At 42.1% G+C, this 23,789-nt stretch carries 16 protein-coding genes and 1 tRNA gene; 13 read left to right on the top strand and 4 right to left on the bottom strand.

What is annotated here, in order from left to right; all coding sequences use genetic code 11:
• Positions 1 to 4 precede the first annotated feature (4 nt).
• From ACK8HY_RS14570 to ACK8HY_RS14555, 4 genes are all read left to right on the top strand, one after another.
• Positions 5 to 2,062 carry a RagB/SusD family nutrient uptake outer membrane protein gene (locus ACK8HY_RS14570; protein ID WP_077436814.1) on the top strand — a complete coding sequence of 686 codons (2,058 nt, stop codon included), beginning with the start codon at positions 5 to 7 and terminating at the stop codon, positions 2,060 to 2,062.
• A 15-nt stretch (positions 2,063 to 2,077) separates the two neighbouring features.
• On the top strand, positions 2,078 to 3,061 hold the full coding sequence (locus tag ACK8HY_RS14565) for a DUF4973 domain-containing protein (protein ID WP_416134084.1): 984 nt from the start codon (positions 2,078 to 2,080) through the stop codon (positions 3,059 to 3,061).
• A gap of 60 nt (positions 3,062 to 3,121) precedes the next feature.
• Positions 3,122 to 3,868 (top strand): aspartate/glutamate racemase family protein, encoded by a 747-nt coding sequence (locus ACK8HY_RS14560; protein ID WP_416134083.1) that lies wholly within the window; start codon positions 3,122 to 3,124, stop codon positions 3,866 to 3,868.
• Between the two features lie 101 nt (positions 3,869 to 3,969).
• Positions 3,970 to 4,683 carry a pirin family protein gene (locus ACK8HY_RS14555; RefSeq protein WP_416134082.1) on the top strand — a complete coding sequence of 238 codons (714 nt, stop codon included), beginning with the start codon at positions 3,970 to 3,972 and terminating at the stop codon, positions 4,681 to 4,683.
• A 128-nt stretch (positions 4,684 to 4,811) separates the two neighbouring features.
• Here the strand turns inward: ACK8HY_RS14555 and xseB are convergent, their stop codons facing one another.
• Together xseB and xseA are read right to left on the bottom strand one after the other, a co-directional pair.
• Entirely contained in the window at positions 4,812 to 5,030 is a 219-nt protein-coding gene (xseB, locus tag ACK8HY_RS14550; RefSeq protein ID WP_416134081.1) for an exodeoxyribonuclease VII small subunit, read from the bottom strand.
• A 47-nt stretch (positions 5,031 to 5,077) separates the two neighbouring features.
• Positions 5,078 to 6,361, bottom strand: coding sequence for an exodeoxyribonuclease VII large subunit (gene xseA, locus ACK8HY_RS14545; RefSeq protein WP_416134080.1), 1,284 nt, complete (start codon positions 6,359 to 6,361; stop codon positions 5,078 to 5,080).
• A 165-nt stretch (positions 6,362 to 6,526) separates the two neighbouring features.
• Here xseA and ACK8HY_RS14540 point away from each other — a divergent pair, with 165 nt between their 5' ends.
• From ACK8HY_RS14540 to radA, 3 genes are read left to right on the top strand one after another with little or no spacing between them, the layout of a single operon-like run.
• Positions 6,527 to 8,251 (top strand): serine hydrolase domain-containing protein, encoded by a 1,725-nt coding sequence (locus tag ACK8HY_RS14540; protein ID WP_416134079.1) that lies wholly within the window; start codon positions 6,527 to 6,529, stop codon positions 8,249 to 8,251.
• 47 nt (positions 8,252 to 8,298) lie between these two features.
• Positions 8,299 to 9,408: a dipeptidase gene (locus ACK8HY_RS14535; RefSeq protein WP_416134078.1), complete on the top strand. Its 1,110-nt coding sequence runs from the start codon at positions 8,299 to 8,301 to the stop codon at positions 9,406 to 9,408.
• 30 nt (positions 9,409 to 9,438) lie between these two features.
• Complete coding sequence (gene radA / locus ACK8HY_RS14530) at positions 9,439 to 10,824, top strand: DNA repair protein RadA (protein ID WP_077436807.1); 1,386 nt, start codon at positions 9,439 to 9,441, stop codon at positions 10,822 to 10,824.
• A gap of 189 nt (positions 10,825 to 11,013) precedes the next feature.
• Here radA and ACK8HY_RS14525 read toward each other — a convergent pair whose 3' ends face one another.
• Positions 11,014 to 11,694 (bottom strand): peroxiredoxin family protein, encoded by a 681-nt coding sequence (locus ACK8HY_RS14525; protein WP_077436806.1) that lies wholly within the window; start codon positions 11,692 to 11,694, stop codon positions 11,014 to 11,016.
• 72 nt (positions 11,695 to 11,766) lie between these two features.
• On the opposite strand from ACK8HY_RS14525, the gene ACK8HY_RS14520 reads away from it, so the two are divergent.
• From ACK8HY_RS14520 to ACK8HY_RS14510, 3 genes are all read left to right on the top strand, one after another.
• A complete protein-coding gene (locus tag ACK8HY_RS14520; RefSeq protein ID WP_416134077.1) occupies positions 11,767 to 12,915 on the top strand; it encodes a methionine aminotransferase in 1,149 nt (382 codons plus the stop codon).
• A gap of 141 nt (positions 12,916 to 13,056) precedes the next feature.
• Positions 13,057 to 14,985, top strand: coding sequence for a glucosamine-6-phosphate deaminase (gene nagB / locus ACK8HY_RS14515; RefSeq protein ID WP_077436804.1), 1,929 nt, complete (start codon positions 13,057 to 13,059; stop codon positions 14,983 to 14,985).
• A gap of 142 nt (positions 14,986 to 15,127) precedes the next feature.
• The gene (locus ACK8HY_RS14510; protein ID WP_077436803.1) at positions 15,128 to 17,623 is read left to right on the top strand and encodes a TonB-dependent receptor; all 2,496 of its coding nucleotides are present in this window, start codon (positions 15,128 to 15,130) and stop codon (positions 17,621 to 17,623) included.
• A gap of 160 nt (positions 17,624 to 17,783) precedes the next feature.
• Here ACK8HY_RS14510 and ACK8HY_RS14505 read toward each other — a convergent pair whose 3' ends face one another.
• Complete coding sequence (locus ACK8HY_RS14505) at positions 17,784 to 20,300, bottom strand: family 20 glycosylhydrolase (protein WP_416134076.1); 2,517 nt, start codon at positions 20,298 to 20,300, stop codon at positions 17,784 to 17,786.
• Positions 20,301 to 20,440: 140 nt separating this feature from the next.
• Between ACK8HY_RS14505 and ACK8HY_RS14500 the strand changes: the two genes are divergently transcribed.
• The 3 genes from ACK8HY_RS14500 (at position 20,441) to ACK8HY_RS14490 (ending at position 23,667) form a co-directional block, all read left to right on the top strand.
• Positions 20,441 to 20,512: transfer RNA gene (locus tag ACK8HY_RS14500), tRNA-Glu, on the top strand.
• Positions 20,513 to 20,936: 424 nt separating this feature from the next.
• On the top strand, positions 20,937 to 21,953 hold the full coding sequence (locus ACK8HY_RS14495; RefSeq protein ID WP_416134075.1) for a zinc-binding alcohol dehydrogenase family protein: 1,017 nt from the start codon (positions 20,937 to 20,939) through the stop codon (positions 21,951 to 21,953).
• A gap of 268 nt (positions 21,954 to 22,221) precedes the next feature.
• Positions 22,222 to 23,667 (top strand): tagaturonate reductase, encoded by a 1,446-nt coding sequence (locus tag ACK8HY_RS14490; protein ID WP_416134074.1) that lies wholly within the window; start codon positions 22,222 to 22,224, stop codon positions 23,665 to 23,667.
• Positions 23,668 to 23,789 lie beyond the last annotated feature (122 nt).

Below are 23,789 nucleotides of genomic sequence, written 5' to 3'. Positions count from 1 at the left end.
AAAGATGCAAAGAAAGACATTATATCTTGCACTTATGCTCGCTTTGGGCATGAATGTGATCTCATCCTGTAAAAAGGATTATTTAAAGTCCGACCAATATTTTAAAGATCGGATCACCTTGGAAAAAACATTTAAAAGCAAACTGTATTCGGAGAAATGGCTGGCTCATGTATTTGAAGAATTCAAAGGTGAAAATGCCGATGTCGCCAGTAAAGGCCTGACACCGCATTGTTTCGCGGATGATATGTATTATGGTGATCGGGACAAGGATTACGATCCATCAAAAAATGAGCTGTCCTATAATATGTTTAAAATGGGTTTGTATACCGAAACGGATAAACAGGGGACATGGACTCAATCGTATCGCGGGATTCGGAATGCTTCGACCTTTATCCATAATATCTACATGAATACGGAGATGTCCGAGGCCGAAATCGTAGATTATCGGGGGCAAGCGCGTTTTGCGCGGGCTTACCTCTACTGGTTATTGCTCCGTAAATATGGGCCTATTCCGATTCTGCCCGATGAAGGCCTGGATTATACAGATAGTTATGAAGAACTGGCTATTGCGCGAAATACTTATGATGAGTGTGCTGAATTCATCAGTAACGAACTATTAAAGGCTGCGAAAGAGATGGAAGCCCTTGGGATGAGGCGCGGACAGGATGGCTCTGCCCGCCCTTCTGTAGGTGCGGCATTGGCTGCGAGGGCTAAAGTGCTTCTGTATGCGGCAAGCCCCTTGGCCAATGGGAATAATTCCGCTTATGCTGCGCGTTTGGTAGACAAACAAATGAAACGCCTGTTGTCTGCCGATTATAAAGAAGAGAAATGGGCAAAGGCCGCGGCAGCGGCACGCGATGTTATCGAATTGGGGGTATATCGGCTTTACACGGCCCCTTTACAGGAAACAGGTGATGATGCAACAGTCAGACCGCCACAGGATCATAATTTTTCGGAAAAAAGCTGGCCAGCAGGTTGGGCCGACATCGATCCTGCCAAATCCTATGCAGAGGTCTTTAATGGGACATTGACTGCTTCGGGTAATCCGGAGTTAATATTTACCCGGGGTAATAACCAACCGAATGAGGGCATAGACCAAATGGTCATCCACCAACTGCCGCGTTCAGCAACAGGATGGAATACGCATGGGCTGACACAGAAACTGGTTGATGCTTATTATATGAATGATGGTACGGATGTGCCAGGTAAGGATAAGGAAATCGGCCGTGGTAATGGTTCAGATCGTGTCAGTGGATTTGTGACACAGGAGGATTATGACAATAAAAAATACAGACCATTGCGTCCCGGTGTGTCGTTGCAATATGCAAACCGCGAACCGCGATTCTACGCTTCGGTGGCTTATAGTGGAAGTTTTTGGACATTGCTTAATGAAACAAAAGAGGAAAACCGCAACAAACAAATCTTCTATTATAGCGCTGACCCGAAAGGAAACGGCTTTAATTCAGCGAATGGGTACTGGTTGCGGACGGGTTTCGGCGTTAAGAAGTTTGTTCATCCCAGTGATACTTACGAAGGTGGAGTTGGCTCCCGTATTATTCCCAAGGCCGAACCCGCCATCCGTTATGCAGATGTATTGCTGATGTATGCGGAGGCGCTGAATGAGCTGAGCGGTTCGTATACGATTCCGTCTTGGCGCGGAGCAAGTTATACCATTAGCCGTGACATTGCCGAAATGAAAAAGGGTATCCATCCCGTACGCATCCGCGCGGGTGTGCCGGATTACGCTGCCAGTGTATATGGCAATAAGAATGAGCTACGTAAAGCATTGAAACGGGAGCGTTTTATTGAGCTTATGGGCGAAGGTCAACGCTATTATGATCTACGCCGCTGGATGGATGCACCTGTTGAAGAAGCATTGCCTGTGTATGGCTGTAACGTATTGATGAATGTAGCGGAACGCGACCTTTTTTACCAGCCCGTCGCGATATGGACCTTGAAGACAACCTTTGCCGACAAAATGTGGTTTTGGCCGATTAGCCATACCGAACTTAAGCGCAATAAGAATCTGACTCAAAATCCCGGATGGACTTACAATGATTAACTAAATATGCATTTTATGAACAAGTCATATATACAATTGTTGTTCCTCACTTTACTTGCTGTCTGCGGCTCTTGTAATGATGAATGGAAAGAGGAACAATTCGAACATTACATTTCTTTTAAAGCTCCCCTGGAAAGTGAAGGGGTGACCAATATCTATGTTCGTTATAAGGATGGACAAAAGACCACCTTCATGCAACCCTTGGAAGTAAGCGGATCGACGAGCAATGACAATAATCTTTCAGTCAAAGTTGCGGTAGATGCCGATACATTAGGGATACTGAATTATGAGCGGTTCCAGACACGGACGGATTTTTATTACAAACAGCTCCGTACGGACTATTTTTCGATTCCATCAGCGGTGGATATCAAGTCTGGAGAAAATACCGGATTAATGGCTATAGATTTTACACTGAAAGGTATTGATATGACCGAAAAATGGGTCCTTCCCCTGACTATTTTGGATGACCCGGGAGCTCAATATAAAGTCAATCCCCGGAAGCATTATAAAAAGGCGCTATTACGCATCAACCCTTTTAACAATTACTCTGGGACCTATAGCGGGACGGCCCTAAAGGTCGTTATGGAAGGGCATGAAAATGAAACCCCGATCGTAAAAAGTCAGATCAAGAGCTATGTTGTCGATGAGAATACGATCTTCTTTTACGCGGGAAATATAGATGAAGAGCGAAAGGACCGGAAGAATTATCAAGTTTTTGCAACATTCAATGACAAGGGCGGTGTTACCTTTCGTGCAGCAAATCCAAATATGAAGTTCGTTGTGAAAAAAGATGCAAGTTATACCATTTCAGAACAGATGGACGCCGTCCGGCCCTATTTATTGCATCGTTATATCACGATCAATAACGTGGATTACGAGTTTACGGATTATACCCTTGTTGCTACGACGGCGATCAAATTCAAGGTCTCGGGCTCATTGATTTTGGAACGGCAGCTCAATACACAGATTCCAGATGAAGATCAGGCCATTGAATGGTAAACTTTATCAAACCATTCGGCGCGCTATTGGTTATATCATAAGGTATAAAAAATAGTAGTTATGATTGGTTTAGTAGGCGGCCTTGGCCCTTATGCAGGCTTGGATATAGCCAAGAAAATTATAGATGAGACAGTGGCAGGTTCCGATCAGGAACATTTGCCACTGTTATTGTTTTCCTGTCCCAATTTGATTCCGGATCGTTCCGCATATTTATTGGATAGATCAAAGGAGAATCCGGGAAAGGCAATCGCATTGATTTTAAAACAACTGGAACAGGCAGGGGCAACTATTGCGGCAATTCCGTCGAATACAGCGCATGCGGAGCCGATTTTTTCGGTTATTCAAGATGAGATGGCTCGCTTGGGGACAGAACTGAAGTTGCTCCATATTGTCCATGAGGCGGTGCGCTTCATCCAAGAAAATTATCCGGATAGTACGATAGGCGTGCTGTCGACGGCGGGAGAGCAGGCTTATAGTCAGTATCGGGAAGCTTTTATGAAAAAAGGGTTTCCTATTGTTGAGCCTGAAGGGACTCAGAAAGAGAAGGTAAACAATGCGATTTATGATAAAGATTACGGTATTAAGGCGCAACCAGCACCCATAGCCAATAAAGCAAGGGAAGACCTTTTATTGGCGATGGATGATTTGAAAAAACAAGGCGCTCAAGCGATTATTTTGGGGTGTGCCGAACTGCCATTGGCTATTCCTGAGAAAGATCACAATGGAATGGTCGTAATTGACCCCAATCGTATCCTTGCAAGGGCACTTATCCAAGCAGTTGCTTCTGATAAACTCAAAGCGCTCTAGCATTGTAGTTTTTGTCAAATTGGCAGGTTTTTTACCGAAAAGCTTGTTGGTATGAGTTTTGTCCTCTGATTATTAGTTATTTATACAACAGGGAGGAACAGATGCAAAAGATCATTCACCGGGAAAACGATCGTGGTCATGTGGACTTTGGTTGGCTTAAAAGCGCCCACTCATTTAGCTTTGGACAATATTTTGATCCTGAAAAAGTAAATTTTGGTGCCTTACGTGTTTTAAACGATGATCAGGTGGCTGGCGGTCAGGGTTTCGGTCGTCATGCACATGACAATATGGAAATCGTGAGCATACCTTTGGCGGGAATCCTTTCCCATCAAGATAGTATGGGCAATGTCCGTAATATTGAAACAGGAGAAGTGCAGATAATGTCTGCTGGTAAAGGCGTGAAGCATTCGGAGTTTAACGGAGACCAAAAAGATCCTGTTAAATTTTTGCAAGTTTGGGTATTACCCAATGAACAGAATATAACACCGACTTACGAACAGAAATCTTATCTTCATTTGGACCGTCATAATAAGTTTGTAACCATCGTGTCCCCCGACGTATCGAATCCGGATACTGTCCATATTCATCAGGATGCATACTTCAATATTGCGGACCTGGATGAAGGGAATACAATCTCGTATACTGTCCATTCGGAAAGAAACGGGATATACCTTTTTGTCCTCGAAGGAAAGGTATCCGTAGCCAATGAAACATTAGCACGGAGAGACGGCATTGGAATCTATGATTCTGCTAAAATTGATATCGAGGCGGCGTATAATGCTAAATTGCTGCTGATTGAAGTGCCCATGTTCTGATAGGGATAATATGTTCTTTTCACGATTTAGTATGACGAATATGTATCATAGCCTACATTGTTGCCTATCAATACTCGTACTGTACACAAGGATGATGCTATAGGCTTGTCAAGAGTATTTTCATTTCCTTATTCTTCATCTAAATCCTGAACCGGAGAGATCTTTTGCAACAACTGGTTGACCTCGTCTTCGGTTGCGGTCAATTTTGCCCGACAGACCTCAATAAGTTCGGATGCACGTTTGATTTTCTCCGCAAGTTCATCAATATTGGTTGTTCCATTTTCAATTTCTTTTACAATCGTTTGTAATTCATTGAAGGCATCGGTATACGTATATTTTTGTTCCATTGTCTTTTTATCGCTTTAAATTTTTTCAGTTTCAAATAATATTACTGTTAGCTGCCTTCTAATCTGTCGCTATGCGATTTCTTGTCAGTCACCGTACTGGTTATTTCACCGTCTTCCAGCATTGTCTGAATAAGGTCTCCGGAGGATATCTGATCTACAGATTGAAGTAATTTGCCATTGACTTTTGTGATGGAAAATCCTTGTTTGAGCAATCGCCGTGGGTCAGAAAGTTGGATAATCCGCTCGGTGTGTGCCAAAGCCGTTTTATGTTCATAAAAACGCAGTTTAACCAATGCATTCAGCTCGTGTTGCATGTGCTGAATGTTGCTGCGCGCAGTTTGAAGTTCTCTTTTCCCGATCCATTGAATATGTGTCGCCATTTGAGACAAAGTATTCCTTTCCTCCCTAAAACGAGTAATGATCAGATGTTGGATGCTCTCAGTAGCTTTGTCTATAGGAACCGAAAAATTATGAAATTTTTGGATGAGGAAATCAGCCAGCTCGCTGGGGGTGATCGCATTTTTGTAGGCCACCATCTCGCTCACAGTATAGTTGGTCGAATGACCTATTCCCGTCAATACAGGAATAGGGAAGATTGCTATGGCCCTTGCCAACAGATAATTATTGTAGCTCGATAGGCCAACCTCACCGCCACCGCCACGAATAATGGCAACCACATCAAATTCAGCTATTTTATCGGCGATGATCGCGAGTTGATTGATGATTGAAGGGATGGATTTATCTCCCTGTAAGAGCGCTGGAAATAAGGTGCATTCCAACCGGTAGCCCCAGGGGTTTTGATTGATAATCTTGTAGAAATCAGAAAGTCCCTTGCTTGTCTCTACAGAAATAATTGCCAGTCTTTTTGGAAGCATGGGGAAGGGTACCAATTTATTGGCCTCGTAAATGCCCTCTTCCTTGAGCTTTTTAATGCTATCCAGCTTTTCTTTCTCCAGTTCACCTAGGGTAAAAGTCGGATCAATATCAACAATCCTCAAGCTCAAACCATACATCGGATCATAGGAAATACTTGCCTGAAATAACATTGTGATGCCCTCCCGCAGCGGTTCCTGTGCAATTTTCAGAAAATTGTTGTTGATCCGGTTGAAGTCCGCCTTCCATAAAGTAGACCTGATCTCAGCGACGATTTTGCCATCCTGTTTTTCAACGAGCTCAGGGTAACAATGTCCGGAATGCGTATAATGGTTCAGTTTATTCATCTCCGCCTTGATCCAATATAAGCTCTTGTAACGCTCAGCAAGCGTTTTTTGGATACTTTTGCTCACCTCTAGGAGGGAAAATATTGTTTTATCTTGAATCAATTCCGGCATTAATCAAACTTACAGAAAAAAAAAGATTTCAGCTTGCTCATCTGAAAAATCCCTAACTAGAAGCCCATTCCCGTAACAAAATTGATTTTTTACTGATGCTGAGCTTTGTTTTTTTATTTTATTCGTATTTTTATTTGATAGAACCTAAAAAACGATAAAATCAGAATGAAAAAAGGATTTTTTGGGGTGTTATTTGCAGGTTTCTTCTGTATTCCCCCCCTGTTCGCTCAATATAAATCGACCATAAAGAACGAAACCATACTTTATAATAATATCGATCAGTTACTGCCACTTACTGGACTGGATCAGTTGCGCATCGCAGTTGTTGTGCCGCATGCGGACAAATATGCACCGTTTACAAACCAGCTGGCACGGTATACAAATATAACAGTATTGGATTTTAGTAAATTTGATGAAGATATCAAATATTACAATACGATTATTGTCGCAGGGAAGGAAGATGATTTGGATGCGGATTGTTTGGCGCAGCTCAAGCAGGCTGTACTGAACAATAAGAAGGTTGTGCTCTGCCACTTCTTTGAACATGAGCGTGGCAAAAAGGCTGTTTCTGAGCATCTGCAGTCTGATTTAATCGAACTTTTGGCTCCTTTTACTACCGCTGGCCAATACAATGCTGCGATGTCTATCTTTGGCGGTGCAGCCATTACCGAAGGAAATGTTACGACGGCTCAAACGCGTCTGCAATACAGTTCCGGGAAAAACTCAAACCTGAACTTGGGTAAACTGACCAAAAAGATTGATGCCATTGCACAGGAAGCGATCGATAAGCAGGCTACTCCCGGCGCAGTGGTGATGATTGTCAAAGATGGGCAGGTGCTATTGGAAAAATCGTATGGTTATCATACCTATACGAAAGCTATTCCAACAAAAGTAAGTGATATTTTTGATCTCGCCTCCGTCAGCAAAATTGCGGGTACTACACCCGTGATTATGCGCCTGACCGAGCGTAATGTCATTAATTTGGATAGCACAATGGGCCATTACCTATGGCAGGCAAAGTATACGAATAAAAAAGATATCAAATTGCGCGCTGTGATGCTTCATGAAGCAGGTTTTACGCCATTTATCCCATTTTATAAATATTTGAAAGCCGGAGATGTTGTTGGCAGCTCCGACCAGCAGCATCAGGTGAAGATGGCCGACAATAGTTATATTCTCAATCATTACTACCGGGATGTGATGTGGCCCGAAATGTTAAAGTCCCCGGTTAAGCCAACAGGAAACTATGTGTATAGCGACATAAGCATGTATGTGATGAAGGAAGTTGCGGAACATCAGACTGCAGTGCCCATGCAAGATTATGTTCAGGAAAATTTCTACCGACCGTTGGGGATGACCCATGCCGGCTATCTTCCAAGGGAACGGTTTGCGAAGGATCAGATTGTGCCTACGGAGCAGGATACTTCGTTCCGTAAAACATTGTTGGAAGGTTATGTGCATGATCAGGGTGCCGCGATGGCCGGTGGTATCGCTGGACATGCCGGTTTATTTGCTACAGCCAATGATCTGGCAATATATGGGCAGCTTTTGTTGAACCGCGGTGAATATGGGGGCGAGCGTTATTTTAAGACAGAAACAATAGATCAGTTTACCAGTAAACAGTCGGCAACAAGTCGAAGGGGACTCGGATTTGACCGCTGGGATCCTAACCCGAAAAACGAATATCCATCTAAATTGGCCAATAGTACTGTTTTTGGGCATACCGGATACACAGGCACATGTATCTGGGTAGACCCACAAAATCAGCTGGTTTATATCTTCCTGTCCAATCGCGTGCACCCGCAAGTCAGTACCAAATTGTTGGATCTCAATATCCGTAGCCGGATTCAGGATGCCATTTATGAGACAATTAATGAGGCGAAAAAATGATCAGGAATCTATTGTTTACGGGCTTGTGTCTTTTAACCCTGAATCGCATGATCTATAGCCAGGAGTATAAGCAAATTCATGCCGATATGATTGTTGTAGATGGGCATAATGATGTGATTTATGAATCAATTTTTGGAGGAAAGGATATTGGTCAGCGACTGAGTACGGGTGCTACGGATTTACCAAGGTTAAAAGAAGGCGGAGTGGATGTGCAAGTCTTCGCTGTTTGGTCCGATGATGCAAAATGGAAGACCGGAGCCTTTGAGCATGCCAACGCCCAAATAGATGCCCTGGAAAAAATGATTGCTACAAATGCGGAGGATATTGCCTTGGCAAAATCAACGGCAGATATCGATGGCATTCTAAAAACGGGTAAAATTGCTGCGATTATTGGTGTGGAGGGAGGTAATATGATCGAAGGTAGCATAGACAAGCTCATCAAACTTCATCAACGTGGTGCGAAATATTTAACCTTGACCTGGAACTATAATGTGCCATGGGCGAGTTGTGCTGCTATGGAGTCTGGTAAAATGGATTCGAAGGCAAAAGGACTAACTGACCATGGGAAAGCGATCATTCGGAAAATGAATGAGCTTGGCATGCTGGTGGATCTCTCCCACGGTGGTGAGCAGACCTTTTATGATGTCCTTGCGGTTTCCAGTAAACCGATATTGGTGTCACACAGCAATGCTTATCGTTTATGTCCACATTTCCGCAACCTGAAAGACGAACAATTGGAGGCTCTGAAGAAAAATGGCGGCGTGATCGGTGTCAACTTTTACTCTGGTTTTTTAGATCCGACCTATGAAACGCGGTTAAAGAAGATCTACAAAAAACAAGTTGGAAAGGATGCCGATATGACGAAAAGCACCTGGAGTATGTATGATCAGTTATCCAAGGAGGCGAAATACGAAGTTGATGCTCCTTTATCCAAACTATTGGATCATATCGATTACCTTGTCCGTAAAGTTGGGATTGATCATGTAGCGATTGGATCAGATTTTGATGGTATCGAATCTGCTCCTCAGGGCTTGGAAGATGTTTCCAAGTTCCCTTTATTGACAAAGGGCCTTTTGGAAAGAGGCTATAAGAAAGGAGATATCGCTAAAATCATGGGCCAGAATTTTTTGCGGATTTTAAAAGAAAATGAAAGGTAAGGTAACGGATAGAAATTTGTAATTTCGTAGATGGCAAAAACAAAATCGGCATATTTCTGTCAAAACTGCGGCTATGAATCTCCCAAATGGATGGGACAGTGTCCTTCGTGCAAACAATGGAATAGTTTCGTTGAGGAGGTGGTCGAAAAGTCAAGCTCAAAAGTTCCTGAATGGCGAAGCACGACAACAACAGGAAATGCAAAGCGGGCAAACAAAGCAGCCATTATTCACGAGATTGTATACCAGGACGAATCGCGTATCCTGACTCCGGATCAAGAGTTTAACCGGGTGTTGGGCGGCGGAATCGTTCCAGGTTCGCTGGTGCTGATCGGAGGTGAACCCGGCATTGGAAAGTCTACTTTGATGCTCCAGCTGGCTTTGTCCATTCCACAGGTCAAGACCCTCTATATTTCCGGAGAGGAGAGCGAGCAGCAGATCAAGATGCGGGCTGAGCGCTTATCGCAATCATCTAAAGCGAACTGCTATATTCTGACGGAAACATCCACACAAAATATTTTTAAGCAGATTGAAACTGTACAACCCAATGTCATAGTCATTGATTCGATCCAAACACTGCATTCATCACAGATTGAATCAGCACCGGGCTCTGTTTCTCAGGTACGGGAATGCACGGCCGAATTACTACGGTTTGCCAAAGAAACCAGTACACCCGTATTTATTGTAGGCCATATCACCAAAGATGGTTCCATCGCTGGACCAAAGGTATTGGAACATATGGTTGATACCGTACTCCAGTTTGAAGGTGACCGCCATCATGTCTACCGCATTTTGCGCGCTGTCAAAAATAGGTTTGGCTCTGCTTCTGAATTAGGTATATATGAAATGCAGGGTTCGGGTTTACGGGAAGTGTCAAATCCGTCCGAAATTATGATTTCACAACGCGATGAGCCCGTGAGTGGAGTTTCCATTGCAGCTATGCTCGAGGGCATGCGGCCCATGATGATTGAAGTTCAGGCCTTAGTAAGCAACTCCGCATTCGGTACGGCTCAGCGCTCATCCACAGGCTATGATACAAAAAGGTTGAATATGCTGTTAGCAGTTTTGGAAAAGCGATTTGGTTTTCGTTTAAGTGCGCAGGATGTATTTTTAAACATTGCCGGAGGATTGCGGGTCGAAGATCCGGCCATTGATCTGGCGGTTATCGTAGCGATTATCTCATCACAGCAGGATATTCCTATCCAAAGCAATCTGACTTTTGCCGGAGAGGTGGGATTGTCAGGGGAAATCAGAGCTGTAAACCGGATTGAACAACGCATTCAGGAAGCAGAGAAGTTGGGCTTTGATGGAATTTTTATTTCCAAGTTCAATACCAAAGGTTTAGATGCAAAGAAGTATAATATTGCCATTCGGCCTGTGGCTAAGCTGGAAGATATTTTTAGCGCTTTATTTGGCTAATGGATCATAAATTTATATAAAAAAATAGGTGCCCGATTTTCGGGCACCTATTTTTTTATACTATCGCTGCTTTTCCAAGGGGATTTTTACTGACCTTCGATTGAGGGCGATCACCTTCATACTTAGCGGCTTTTGCGCCATCAGAAATAAGTTTCTGAAGCGCATTTAGGAATTCACAGTTTTAAATTCCTACTTTAATACTTCCCTTAATTTTGCACGTAAAGCATCCCCATGCAAATTCTTTGCAATGATTTTTCCATTGGGGTCAATCAGTACATTTTGAGGGATAGATTTCACCGCATAAAGCGTACCTACGTCGTTTTGCCAGCGTTTTAAGTCAGAGACATGTCTCCAATGAAGTTTATCTGCATGGATAGCCTTGATCCAGGAGTTGCGGTCTTTGTCAAAAGATATACCGAGGATTTCAAACTTGTCTCCTTTAAACTGTTCGTAAGTTTTTACAAGATCCGGGCTTTCAACGCGGCAATCGGGACACCAGGAAGCCCAAAAATCAAGTAACACATATTTGCCTTTGAAATCGGACAGCTGTACAGGATTGCCTGTTGTATCATTTTGCGTAAAAGCGGGTGCAACTTTTCCGATCTGAACAGTCTCCAATGCGTTTAAATATTCCTGGAATTCTTTTCCTTCATTAGAATTTTTGACATTGTTGCTCAGTGTATTATAAAGCGCCTGCAGTTCTGTATAGACAGGGTCATAGCCACCTACACGACGCAAGTCAACTAAAGTTGAGATGGAATCCGGTGCCGCTTTCACACGGGCGATATATTCCTGTTTGGTCAATTCTTTCTTCTGTGCGAAGCCGAAAAATGGGAGAACCAAAAAAAGTACTGTGATGTATTTTATCATGTTGCTATTCTTGTATATATTTACAAATATAAGAAAATCCACTAATTTAGTAGATTAATAAAATGTCAAAAAATGAACTTCGACCTAATACCTAAACTTCCACATGTCGGAACATCGATCTTTACCAAGATGACCATGCTTGCCAATCAGGAGCAGGCACTGAATCTGTCCCAGGGTTTTCCGGACTTTGAGACAGATCCCAAGCTTATACAATTGGTATCAGCAGCAATGGAAAAAGGACATAACCAATATGCGCCGATGATCGGTGCGCAAAGCTTGCGTGAGGCCATCGTCGAAAAATACAAGAACGTATATACGGTGGACATCGATCCATTGGAAGAGCTTACTATTACAGCCGGAGGGACTCAGGCGCTCTTTACTGCGATTGCAACAGTTGTTGGCCACGGAGATGAAGTCATTATATTCGAACCTGCATACGATAGTTATGCACCAACGATTGAATTGTTTGGTGGTAAAGTTGTGCCCGTTCGCTTATTGGCACCTGATTTTCAGATTGACTGGGATTACGTGGCGACATTGATCAACGAGAAAACTCGTTTAGTGATAATCAACAATCCGAACAACCCCACCGGAAAAGTGCTTCAAAAAGAAGAATTAAATAAACTTAGTAAGCTTTTGGAAGGCACCAATAGCCTATTGCTCAGTGATGAAGTTTATGAGCATCTCGTGTTTGATGGAGTCGCTCCACAATCGGTGTTAAGTATACCCGGTCTGCGTGAACGGAGTTTTGTTGTTGCCTCTTTTGGAAAACTGCTGCATACCACCGGGTGGAAGATCGGTTACTGTGTGGCTCCGGCCCTCTTAATGCGTGAATTCCGAAAAATCCATCAGTTTAATGTATTCAGTGTGAATACCCCAATGCAGCTAGCGATAGCTGAATATTTAAAAGATATGGCTTATGTGGAGAGCCTGTCCGGTTTTTTTGAGAAAAAGAGAGACCTGCTCAAAAACGGATTAACGCAATCCCGCTTTAAGATTCTTCCTTGTCAAGGGACCTACTTTCTCAATCTTGATTATAGTGCCATTAGTCGGGAGAAGGAGTTTGATTTTGCCTGCCATCTGACCAAGCAGCACAAAATAGCGACAATTCCACTGTCAGCATTCTATAAACAAGCTACAGATCAGCAGGTTTTGCGCGTTTGTTTTGCTAAGCAAGATGTCACTTTGCTGAAAGCTGTGGCTATTTTGAATGAAATATAGCCGGTTTTCTGTGCTAAAATAAAGGCTAAAAGGATTTATTTAAAATATTGTTAAGAATAAGCCACTTTATTAAAATTTTACTTCAACTTAACTCACTAATTTCATAAATTTGTAATTCACGTTTATCAATATATCCATAAAATGGCTAGATTAAATTTATTGGAAGAAACACGCTTCGAAAAAGTCCCCGTAAGCGTCTATCCAGATCAAAATTCAGCTTCGAAAAACGTTGCAAATCGTATTGCTGAAATTATTCGTGCAAAGCAGGAGAAAGGTGAAAAAGCTGTTCTGGGTCTTGCTACTGGTGCTACGCCAGTGAAAGTCTATCAAGAACTGATTCGCTTGCACAAAGAAGAAGGTTTAAGCTTTAAGAACGTGATTACCTTCAATCTTGACGAATATTACCCTATGCAACCTGATGCCGATCAGAGCTATGTGACCTTTATGAACAAGAATTTGTTTGATCACGTAGATATTGACAAGGCGAACGTAAATATTCCTGATGGTACCCTGGCTCCAGATCAAGTCAATGCTTTTTGTGAGGCATACGAGCAAAAGATCACGGCCGCCGGTGGATTAGATATTCAATTATTAGGTATTGGCCGTACAGGCCATATCGGTTTTAATGAGCCGGGTTCTGCTCCAAACTCTGGTACCCGTATTGTCACCCTGGACGACTTGACTCGTCGGGATGCATCACGCGCCTTTGGTGGTAAAGAAAATGTGCCAAGAAAAGCGATTACTATGGGTGTCGGTACAATTTTCAAAGCTCGCGAGATCATCTTGATGGCCTGGACCGAAACCAAAGCGGAGATCATTAAGAAAGCTGTTGAGGGCGAGATCTCGTCAGAGATTCCTGCAACTTATCTTCAGCTATCGGATAATGTCGAATTCATCCTGGATGAAGCAGCGGCATCCCTGTTGACGCGTTTTGACCTCCCATGGTTGGCCGAAGATGTGACCTGGACACCAACTTTGATCAAAAAAGCTGTCGTTTGGTTAGCACTGGAAATCAATAAGCCGATTTTAAAACTTACAGATGAAGATTATAATGCGCATGGTATGGCCAAGCTGGTCACAGAAACTGGCCCTGCTTATAACATTAATATCCGCATCTTTAATGAGCTTCAACATACAATTACCGGATGGCCAGGAGGTAAGCCGAACGTAGACGATTCACAACGTCCTGAGCGTGCGAATCCGGCTAAGAAAAACGTGATCGTATTTTCTCCACACCCAGATGATGATGTAATCTCTATGGGTGGAACATTTATCCGTTTGGCAGATCAAGGACACAATGTACATGTTGCTTACCAGACTTGTGGTAATACTGCCGTATGGGATGATGATGTAGTCCGTTACTTGGAGTTTGCTGAGGACCTAGCAAACCAAATCGGTGCGAAGACAGAGGCCGCTCAGATCAGTCAGATTTATGATGAAGAAAGAGCAATCTTTGCGACTAAAAAACCAAATCAGATCGATACCGAACTCGTTCGAAAAATAAAGGCATTGATCCGTAAAGGAGAAGCTATTGCCGGTGCACGTTTGGTAGGTTTGCCGGATGAAAATATCCATTTCCAGGATTTACCATTCTACGATAGACAAAAATTTGCCAAGGATGTATCCTTTGAAGACGATATCCAACAAACGATGGAATTGTTGCGTCAGGTAAAACCGCACCAAGTATTTGCTGCAGGAGATTTTGCCGATCCACATGGTACGCATAAAGTATGTTTTGATATTTTGTTTGAAGCACTAAGAAGGTTGAGCAAAACGGATGAGTGGACAAAAGACTGTTGGTTGTGGCTGTACAGAGGTGCTTGGCATGAATACCCGATCCATGAGATCGAAATGGCGGTTCCATTATCTCCACAAGAGGTATATCGCAAACGTTTGGCGATCTTCAAACACCAGTCTCAAAAAGATTTACCGGTATTCCCGGGTGATGATCCACGTGAATTCTGGGTGCGTGCAGAAGACCGTACGAGCGATACCGCAGCATTGTACGATAGATTAGGCCTTGCCAACTATGAAGCGATAGAAGCTTTTGTACGCTGGAAGTTTGACTAAAACAGGCTGAGTTAATATAGGAAAGCTCTGAATCAGAAGTGGTTCAGAGCTTTTTTGTTTTTAATTGTTCTAACAAAGGAAATTTTTATACCTTTGTCGTGTTATTTAGATTAATTAAAAATAATTACCCAAGATTATTAACATGAACAAACACTTACTTGCACTTGCCTCTACATTTTTAATCGGAAGCGCTGTATATGGCCAAACTTCAGGAATCGTAAAAGGAAAGGTTGTTGATGCAAACAATAACCCATTAAGCTCAGTAACCGTTTCAATCGGTGATAAAACGGTCCGTACAGACCATAAAGGTCATTTTAGACTTCAGGGTGTCGCTCAGGATGCCGTCATTCGTTTTACTTATTTAGGTTATCAGACGACATCAATTGATTATGTGTTTAGTTCTACTAGCCCTGAGGTGGTACTAAAACCTGTGGTGCTGGTCGGCAATGAACAGGCCATCGATGAGGTGGAAGTATTTGGCGAGCGTAATAAGAAGCCGAAGGGACTTGAAATGATTACCCGTATGCCGCTAAAACCGTCCGATCAGATCCAGAGTATATCTGTTATATCCAACAAAGTGATCCAAGATCAAGGTATCCTGACGTTGACTGATGCGGTTAGAAATATTCCAGGGGTGACCTTATTCGGCTCATATGGTGGTGTCAAAGAATCACTATCGACTCGGGGATTCAGAGGTATACCGGTATTGAAAAATGGCGTACGTATGGATTCCCAGTTCCAGACCGCTTCGGGTGTCGTTGATATGCAAGGGGTGGAGTCTATCCAGATGATCAAAGGTTCTGCTGCGGTGACGCAAGGTGTGATTACCGACCTTGGCAATGCCGGTGGGGTAATTAACGTCGTGACGAAAACCCCTAATTTTACCAATTCAGGCGAGGTTGGGGTACGTGTGGGAAGCTGGGGACAGTTTCGGCCAACATTCGATTTCCAGACCGTATTAGATAAAAAGGAGACTGTTGCTTTTCGTATGGACGGTGCTTATGAAAGGAATGATAGTTTCAGAAAAGGACTTTCTGCTAATCGTGTTTATCTGAACCCATCTTTGGCCTGGAAGCCTACAGAGAAGACAACGATCACATTAGAAGGAGATTATTTCAACGATAACCGTACACCTGTCAATTCGGCCGTTAACCTAAATCCCTCACAGAGTATTAATGCTTTGTATGTGATACCCAACAATAAATTCTTGGGTATGAATTCTGATAACGTCAATACCGAGATGAAGAGTTTTATGGGGCAGATCAATCATGAATTGACCGATCGTTGGAGTATTCGGGCTTCAATAGCGACTTCTTCCTATCAGGTCGATAACCTCACGACTTCGGCTTCGCTGGTTAACGATGCGGACAAAAAGTTCAATACCTTTTCACGGAAGATGAGCAAGAGTTTGCGTGACGATAAAAATAAGACCTTCCAATTTGATTTGATCGGAAAGGATTTGTATACAGGCAAAGTAAAGCATTTGGTCCAAGCTGGTGTAGATTATCGTATTGCGGATGCAACAACAACTTCGTTTGGTACCAAATTGAGTTTGTTGGACAGTAAAATTCCATTGTCAAAGCCTGATCAGGCAGCTTTAGCTGCCGGGGTAATTGATGTTATTGATATTCATGGCGACTGGGCTAATGATTTGGATCAAGTATCTTATGTGGATTCGTTGGGAAATAAACGGACAGGTAAGAAGGTGGCTTTTGAGGCCAAAACACCTGTTCGGAATTATTATTCCTCTATTGGCTTTATGGCACAGGATGTCATTGAATTTAATAAATATATTAAAGCTGTTTTAGGCTTGCGTTACTCTGAAATTACTACGAAGGACTTTACCTCAAACGGAAATAAAAGGGAATCAGCCTGGAATCCGATGGCAGGGATTATCGTTACGCCTTTCGAGAATTTTAATGTATTCGGATCTTATACGAACTCAACCAGTCTCAGAAGTGCAGCCAATCCAATGGTTGATGGGACCAAGGCCGGTGCTTCAACTACGGAACAATTCGAAGGGGGGATTAAATCAGATTGGTTGGATAATAGACTGCGTTTCAATTTGACGTATTTCCATATTTATACATCTGACTTAACGAATGCGGAATATAATGATGCAAATCAGCCGACGGGTCTTTATTTTAAAGCGGGTGATTTAGTCCGGGATGGTATCGAAGCGGAATTAAACGGTCGTGTGTTGGAAAATCTAACGGTTATGTTGGGCTATGCATATTTAGATGCCCGATATAAAAACTCTCCATCCTATATGAATGGCTCAGCACCAATGAATGCGCCAAAACATACGGCCAATGCCTGGGTGCAATATGTGTTTAACCAAGGTGCCTTAAGAAATCTGAGTTTGAGTGCCGGAGTTTATTATGTAGGCGACCGTCCGGTGAATGAATATAGCCTAACGCCGCAGGGCCATGGCGAATATTATGGCGAAAAACCATTCAATATGCCTGCCTATACAACGTTAAATGCGCAGGTAGGCTATAAGTGGCGTAAGTTTGATGCCAAAGTCTTTGTGAACAATATTACCAATGAGATTGGCTTGAACTCGTATTTCCGTGGTGGTTTTATTAATCAGATCGACCCGCGAAATGCGGCTGTCTCATTGAGCTATAAGTTCTAAGCGGCTCGTATTTCATACTAAAGACAAGCAAAAAGGGATGATTTTCGAATAGAAATCATCCCTTTTTCGGTTTTAGAACTGCAATCAGCCTATGCTATTTCGTTGGCGAGCTTGAACAGCTTGGATGACGTTATTTTATTGTCATAATCCAGTTTAGTTTTTAATATGCAATAACCTCTCCGGATCTACCTTTGGCATCAAAGACTTTGAATAGATATTTCTTACCCATTTGATAAGGAATTGCACCACTTGCTTCTTTTGATTTCAACGTCGGTGTGCTTCCATTGTCCGTATAATATATTTTGAATCCGGGATAATCGGTGTTGATAAGGAGTTGGTTGCCCTCTTTTTTAATTCCAAGCTTTGGAAGGCGATAGGTATAACCACCGTCAATAATATCGAGTTTCTTCAATTCATCTTCGCCTAATTTTTTAATAAAGGCTGTGTACGATTTACGATAGCTTGCTTCATCATACGAGTTCCCTTTTTCCCAGTCTTGTTCTTGCGCCCAGGCACGATCGGCAATGGCGATTAAGCGCGGGAATATCATCTCTTCAAGACGTTGATCGGTGGATACTTTTTCAGCCCATAGCGCACCCTTGATGCCGAGTAGATTTTTCTTTCCTTCAGCAGTGAGCTGCTCTTTGTTGGTATAAGCTTCTTTTACGAGATCTTTTCCCGTGTCATCCTTACGAAGATTGATAAAGAAGTTTTCCGGAGAGAAAGAGTAAGTCCTGTTCAGGTTTACAGTACCCACCCAGCTATGGCCCGGATCTGCAAAGTCGCGGTCCCATGACATATCCAGGTAGTTGTTTGCTGCGCTGGTATAGACAACTTTATAGCCAACATTTGCTAAGCGGTAAGCGAGATCTTCCTGTCCTTGTCCAGGAAGGTTATTCCATACATTGAGATGGATGCCAGATTTGCCCAATTCAGCATTAACTTCCATTCCTTTCCCTTTATTACGCATGCCCATCTCTTCCCATCCAGACATCGTCAACCCCTTATCCTGAACAAGTTTGTTGATTTTGGCGATATATATCGGCCATACATCAAGTACATTACTGATATTATTTTCCTTCATGAAAGCAATGATCTTTGGCGATTTTTCCCAAACACCATTCGGCGTTTCATCGCCACCCAAATCGATAATTTTCAACGGCACTCCAGCTTTATCGTGGATCGCTTTAATTTCATCGACCACCTTGCTCAGGAAATGGTAGGTCGAAGGGAGGGCAGGGTTCATTACATTGTCGTTCCAGTTCTGTGCAGAGTTATAGACCGATTTATCATCCGCATCATCCAACAAGAATTCCTCCGCTTTTTGCTTGTCGCCAGCCTTCGTAAAATGTGCAAAGCGTGCACGCATCGCTTTGATCGCTGCACGGGCATGCCCTGGGGTTTCTACCTCTGGTATTACATCAATATGCCTTGCTTTTGCATATTGTAAGATTTCGATATAATCGGCTACGGTGTAGAATTGATTTGTTTTTGCAGTTGCACCAGATCCATAAGCTGGTTGAATTCCTTTGCCGTCTTCAAAACTCGCTGTGCGGTTAGCACCCACAGCAGTAAGTTCTGGTAAGGATGGGATCTCTAATCGCCAACCTTCATCGTCAATAAAGTGGAAATGGAACTTATTTAATTTGTAGGCAGCCATCAGATCCAATATCCGTAACACTTCTGCTTTGCTGTGGAAATTGCGGGCAGCATCCAACATAAATCCACGGTAGCCATAACGCGGACTATCTGCTACTTTCGCGTAAGGTAGGCCTATTGATTTTGCGGTTTTATTCCATTGTCGATGATTGATCAAGGATTTCAAAGACTGTATGGCATAAAATGCGCCTGCCTTATCTGCAGCTTCGATTCGGATACCTTTTGCATCGATGTTTAGGCGATAAGATTCAGGTTTCAGATCGTTTGCTTTGATAATCACAACACCATCCTGTTTTTCTGAGCTAGTTGACAGCTTAATCCCTGTGTATTGGTTTAGAAAGTCTGTCAGGAAGCCTCCTTCGGAGGCAAATTCGTCAGTAATGTATACTTTTGTACCTGTTGTTATATTGAATTTTGCAGTATTGTTGATACTGATGCTGGCAGGTAGGGGGATAATGGCCTGAGCGTCTATACCTTCAGTAAGTTTATTTTGGTCATATTTATAAGACCAAAAATCTGCTTTGTCAGTATCGGATTGAGGAGCTGTTTTTACAGCGGTATAGTTGCGAACATCTGTTGAAAGCCCGGTTTTGCTATTTTTTATGTACAAACCGATTGGTCCATCGGTATAATTGACGAGTCCTGTTGTGATAAAATCAATATGGATTGTATCCTGTGCTTTTAGCAAAAAATTGTTTTTCTTAAAGCTTACCTGAAATAGGTCACCATTTCTGTGGTCAATGGCAAATCTTTTATCTACTTTATTGGGATCGATAGACCGGATAAAGTTAAACCACAGACTCCAATCATTAAGTTGTACGGCATTTTTGCCTTTGTTTTTCAGAATGATTGTTGAGATAGGGTTTTTACGGATGTTCTGACCTTCCTTGACCTGCCAGGTGACTTGCAGCTGATCTGCAATTGAGCTCGATTTTTGAGCGTATGCCGCCTGGCTAAAAAATGCCATGCCAAGGCTGGCATAGAGCAAATGGTTTTTGATTTTTTTAAAATTAGTCATGTTGGTTACTTTTTCAATGAGTCTAAATATAGCTATTTTAGAGGGTTTTGCGATCTACTTTGAAAAAAATGAATAAAAATTTCATAAAAATTTGGTGAAGTTTAGAAAGCTTTCTATATTTGCACACCGAAACAGAAAACGGCCCGTTCGTCTAGGGGTTAGGACGCAAGATTTTCATTCTTGAAACAGGGGTTCGATTCCCCTACGGGCTACAGGGTAGGCAAATCAAGTTTTTACTTGATTTGCCTTTTTTTATCCTCTTTCGCTACTTTGTCCGCATATCCAGATCAAGCTCTCCTCCGCCCTTATTCCCTACATTTTTCAAAAATGAATTAAAATATTGGAAATCGATTTCAAAAAATTATTTTTGCTCTGAATAACTGAATATTAAGGGCAAACGAATCTTACTCCAGTAGCAGTGTGTGCAAAATTTGGGATAGCAGCTTCGAGAATAAGTAGTATTGCTTTAAGCGCGAGTTCGCTCGAGCATATTGAATAGAATATTGGTTTGACACATACCCACATACCTAAAAGTTTTTGGCATCATCTATAGCAGGGAAATTTGATTAGCGAGGAAGGTTTAAATAGGACATTTGGCTTTTAGTATATGATTAAGTGTCAATAAGACGGTAAATTATGAAAACTCTAATCTGTACAGGACCACAAAAACTAGAATACAAAGACGGCACCATGCCAAAAGCTAAGGCTGATTTTGCAATTATAAAAATACATCGCATCGGGGTTTGCGGTACCGATTTACACGCATTTGAAGGTACGCAACCCTTTTTTACTTATCCCCGCATTTTGGGGCACGAGATCTCTGGTGAACTGATCGATACTGGCGGTAATCAAAACTTTGAAGTGGGGGAGTCTGTGACATTTATCCCTTACATCAATTGCGAAAACTGCATTGCCTGCTTAAGTAAAAAGCCTAATTGTTGCGTAAATATAAAAGTCTGCGGAGTGCATACAGATGGAGGCATGGCGGAGTTTATACAGATTCCTGCACGTTTGTTGGTAAAGGGATGTGGCTTGAGCTTTGATGAACTGGCTTTGATAGAACCTTTGGCTATAGGTGCCCATAGCCTGCGTAGAGCCCAGATACAACCCGGTGAGTTCGTCCTTGTGGTCGGAGCGGGTCCAATAGGACTAGGTATTATAGAACTCGCCAGAATTGCTGGCGCTCAAGTAATTGCCTTGGACATCAACAGCAACCGTTTAAACTTCTGTAGTGAAAAATTAAATCTAAGACACATCATAAATGCAGGCAATGAAAATGTAGCCGATAGATTAGCTGAAATTACAGGTGGTGATATGCCTACACTGGTGATAGATGCTACCGGTAATCAAAAAGCGATTAACAATTCTTTTTATTACATGGCACACGGCGGCAGATATGTATTGGTTGGCTTACAAAAAGGTGAATTGATTGTGAGTCATCCGGAATTCCATAAACGCGAAGGCACGCTCATGAGCAGTCGGAATGCAACTATCGAAGATTTTGATCACGTAATAAACTGTATGAAAAAGCGATTGATCAACCCCGAATATTATATTACGCACCGGGTATTTTTTGATGAAGTAAAAACTGAGTTTAAAAGTTGGCTTGATCCATCATCATCGGTAATAAAAGCGATGATATCCATCCCTTGATATACGTTAATCACAATTTAGGCACCATAAAATACCTCATAGTATACATTAAAGCTCTTTATCTCAATTAATATGCTAATGAAAACATTGAATAACCCAAAGAGATAATCAGCACGATCAAAGTAAAGAGTTTTGATGAAAACAAAGGGATAACTGTATGCAATCATGACATTCAAAATAGCGTGTACAATTTGAATAATAACCATTTCGGTGAGGACCAAGTATCAGGTAAAAAGAAAACAAAAGCTTTTGGTATTAAAGAAATAGCATGATGAATTTAGATAAACAACATTTGGCGGGTATTAATCATCAGGAAATTGAAGTTCCCATGGAGTCAATATTTAATATGCCGGAACGGGTCATCCAATTTGGAACAGGAGCACTCCTACGTGGCCTGCCTGATGATTATATCCATCAGGCCAATCAAAAAGGAATATTTAATGGCCGTATAGTTGTTGTCAAATCAACACGCACTGGAAATACAAGTGCATTTGACAATCAAAATGGGCTCTATACTTTAATTACGAGGGGGATGGAGAAAGGAAAGATTAAAGATCAGAAATGTATTAATGCTTCCATCTCCAGGGTGTTGTCTGCCCATGATTCGTGGGAGGAAATACTAACGACAGCGACTTCTCCTTTGATCAGCATTCTGATTTCAAATACAACTGAAGCTGGACTGTTGGAATTGGGAGGAACTATTGATGACAGTCCCCCGACAAGCTTTGCGGCAAAGGTAACAGCTTATTTATATCATCGATTTTCCCATTTTAATGGCGATAACGCTAAAGGTCTTGTCATCATTCCTACGGAGTTAGTTTCAGATAATGCGAAGGTACTTAAGCATAACATCGTCTGGATTGCTGAACAGCAAAAATTAAGCAAGGATTTTATTGATTGGATTGACAAGGCCAATTACTTTTGCAACTCACTGGTAGATCGTATTGTTCCCGGTAAGGTATCCGAAGAGGTCCTTTCCTATACAGATCAACTTGCAATTATGGCCGAACCGTATAAGTTATGGGCTATTGAGTCGGATAATCAGGATGTTAGGGATATTTTGAGTTTTGCATTGGTTGACAGCACCGTGAAGATAGTTCCCAGTATAGCCCAATATAGCGAATTGAAACTGCGTCTGCTTAATGCTCCGCATATTTTATGTTGTGGTATTGCGCTCTTGTCCAATACAGAATTTGTTAAGGACTTCTTTAATAATGAGATCTTAGACCGTTATATTCAATATTTACTTTTTAAAGAGATAAGTCCAATAGTTGAGCAATCAGGTATCAGTCATGAACTTATTCAACCATTTGGTGAGGCAGTTATTGATCGTTTTAAGAACCCATTTTTATTACACAAATGGCAGTCCATCGCATTTCAGTATACAGCCAAACTTAACATGCGCGTATGTCCTTTAATTGAACAATGGTATAGCAAACAATCTGAACCACCGATTGGTATTGCTATTGGCCTAGCTGCATACATACTTGTCATACGCAATCAAACCACAACAGAACCTTCATTTCAGGATGACGCTAGCTTAATAATATCAAGACATCAGGAGTACCCCAATTTTACAACAAGGATATTATCCGATCCTAAGATATGGGTTAAACCACTGCATAATTATCCAGGTCTCATTTCTTTAGTTCATACAATAGTTAATCATATAGAGCGACAAGGAATATTGGCAACCATAAATCATTTTTTATAGACTAACCAACAGTGTTTTTTATTTGAGGATAGGGTACAGATTATTTGATCAATTTTTTCATGGATATTTCGGATGGTCATTTAATTGACAAATAAACAAGACTCCCGAATTTAGGCGTTTCC

Origin of the sequence: Sphingobacterium sp. NGMCC 1.201703 (assembly GCF_047784615.1) — a bacterium.
In the GTDB taxonomy this organism is placed as follows: domain Bacteria; phylum Bacteroidota; class Bacteroidia; order Sphingobacteriales; family Sphingobacteriaceae; genus Sphingobacterium.
The sequence above is the reverse complement of the archived record's forward strand: the minus strand, read 5'-3'. Positions and strand labels throughout refer to the sequence as shown.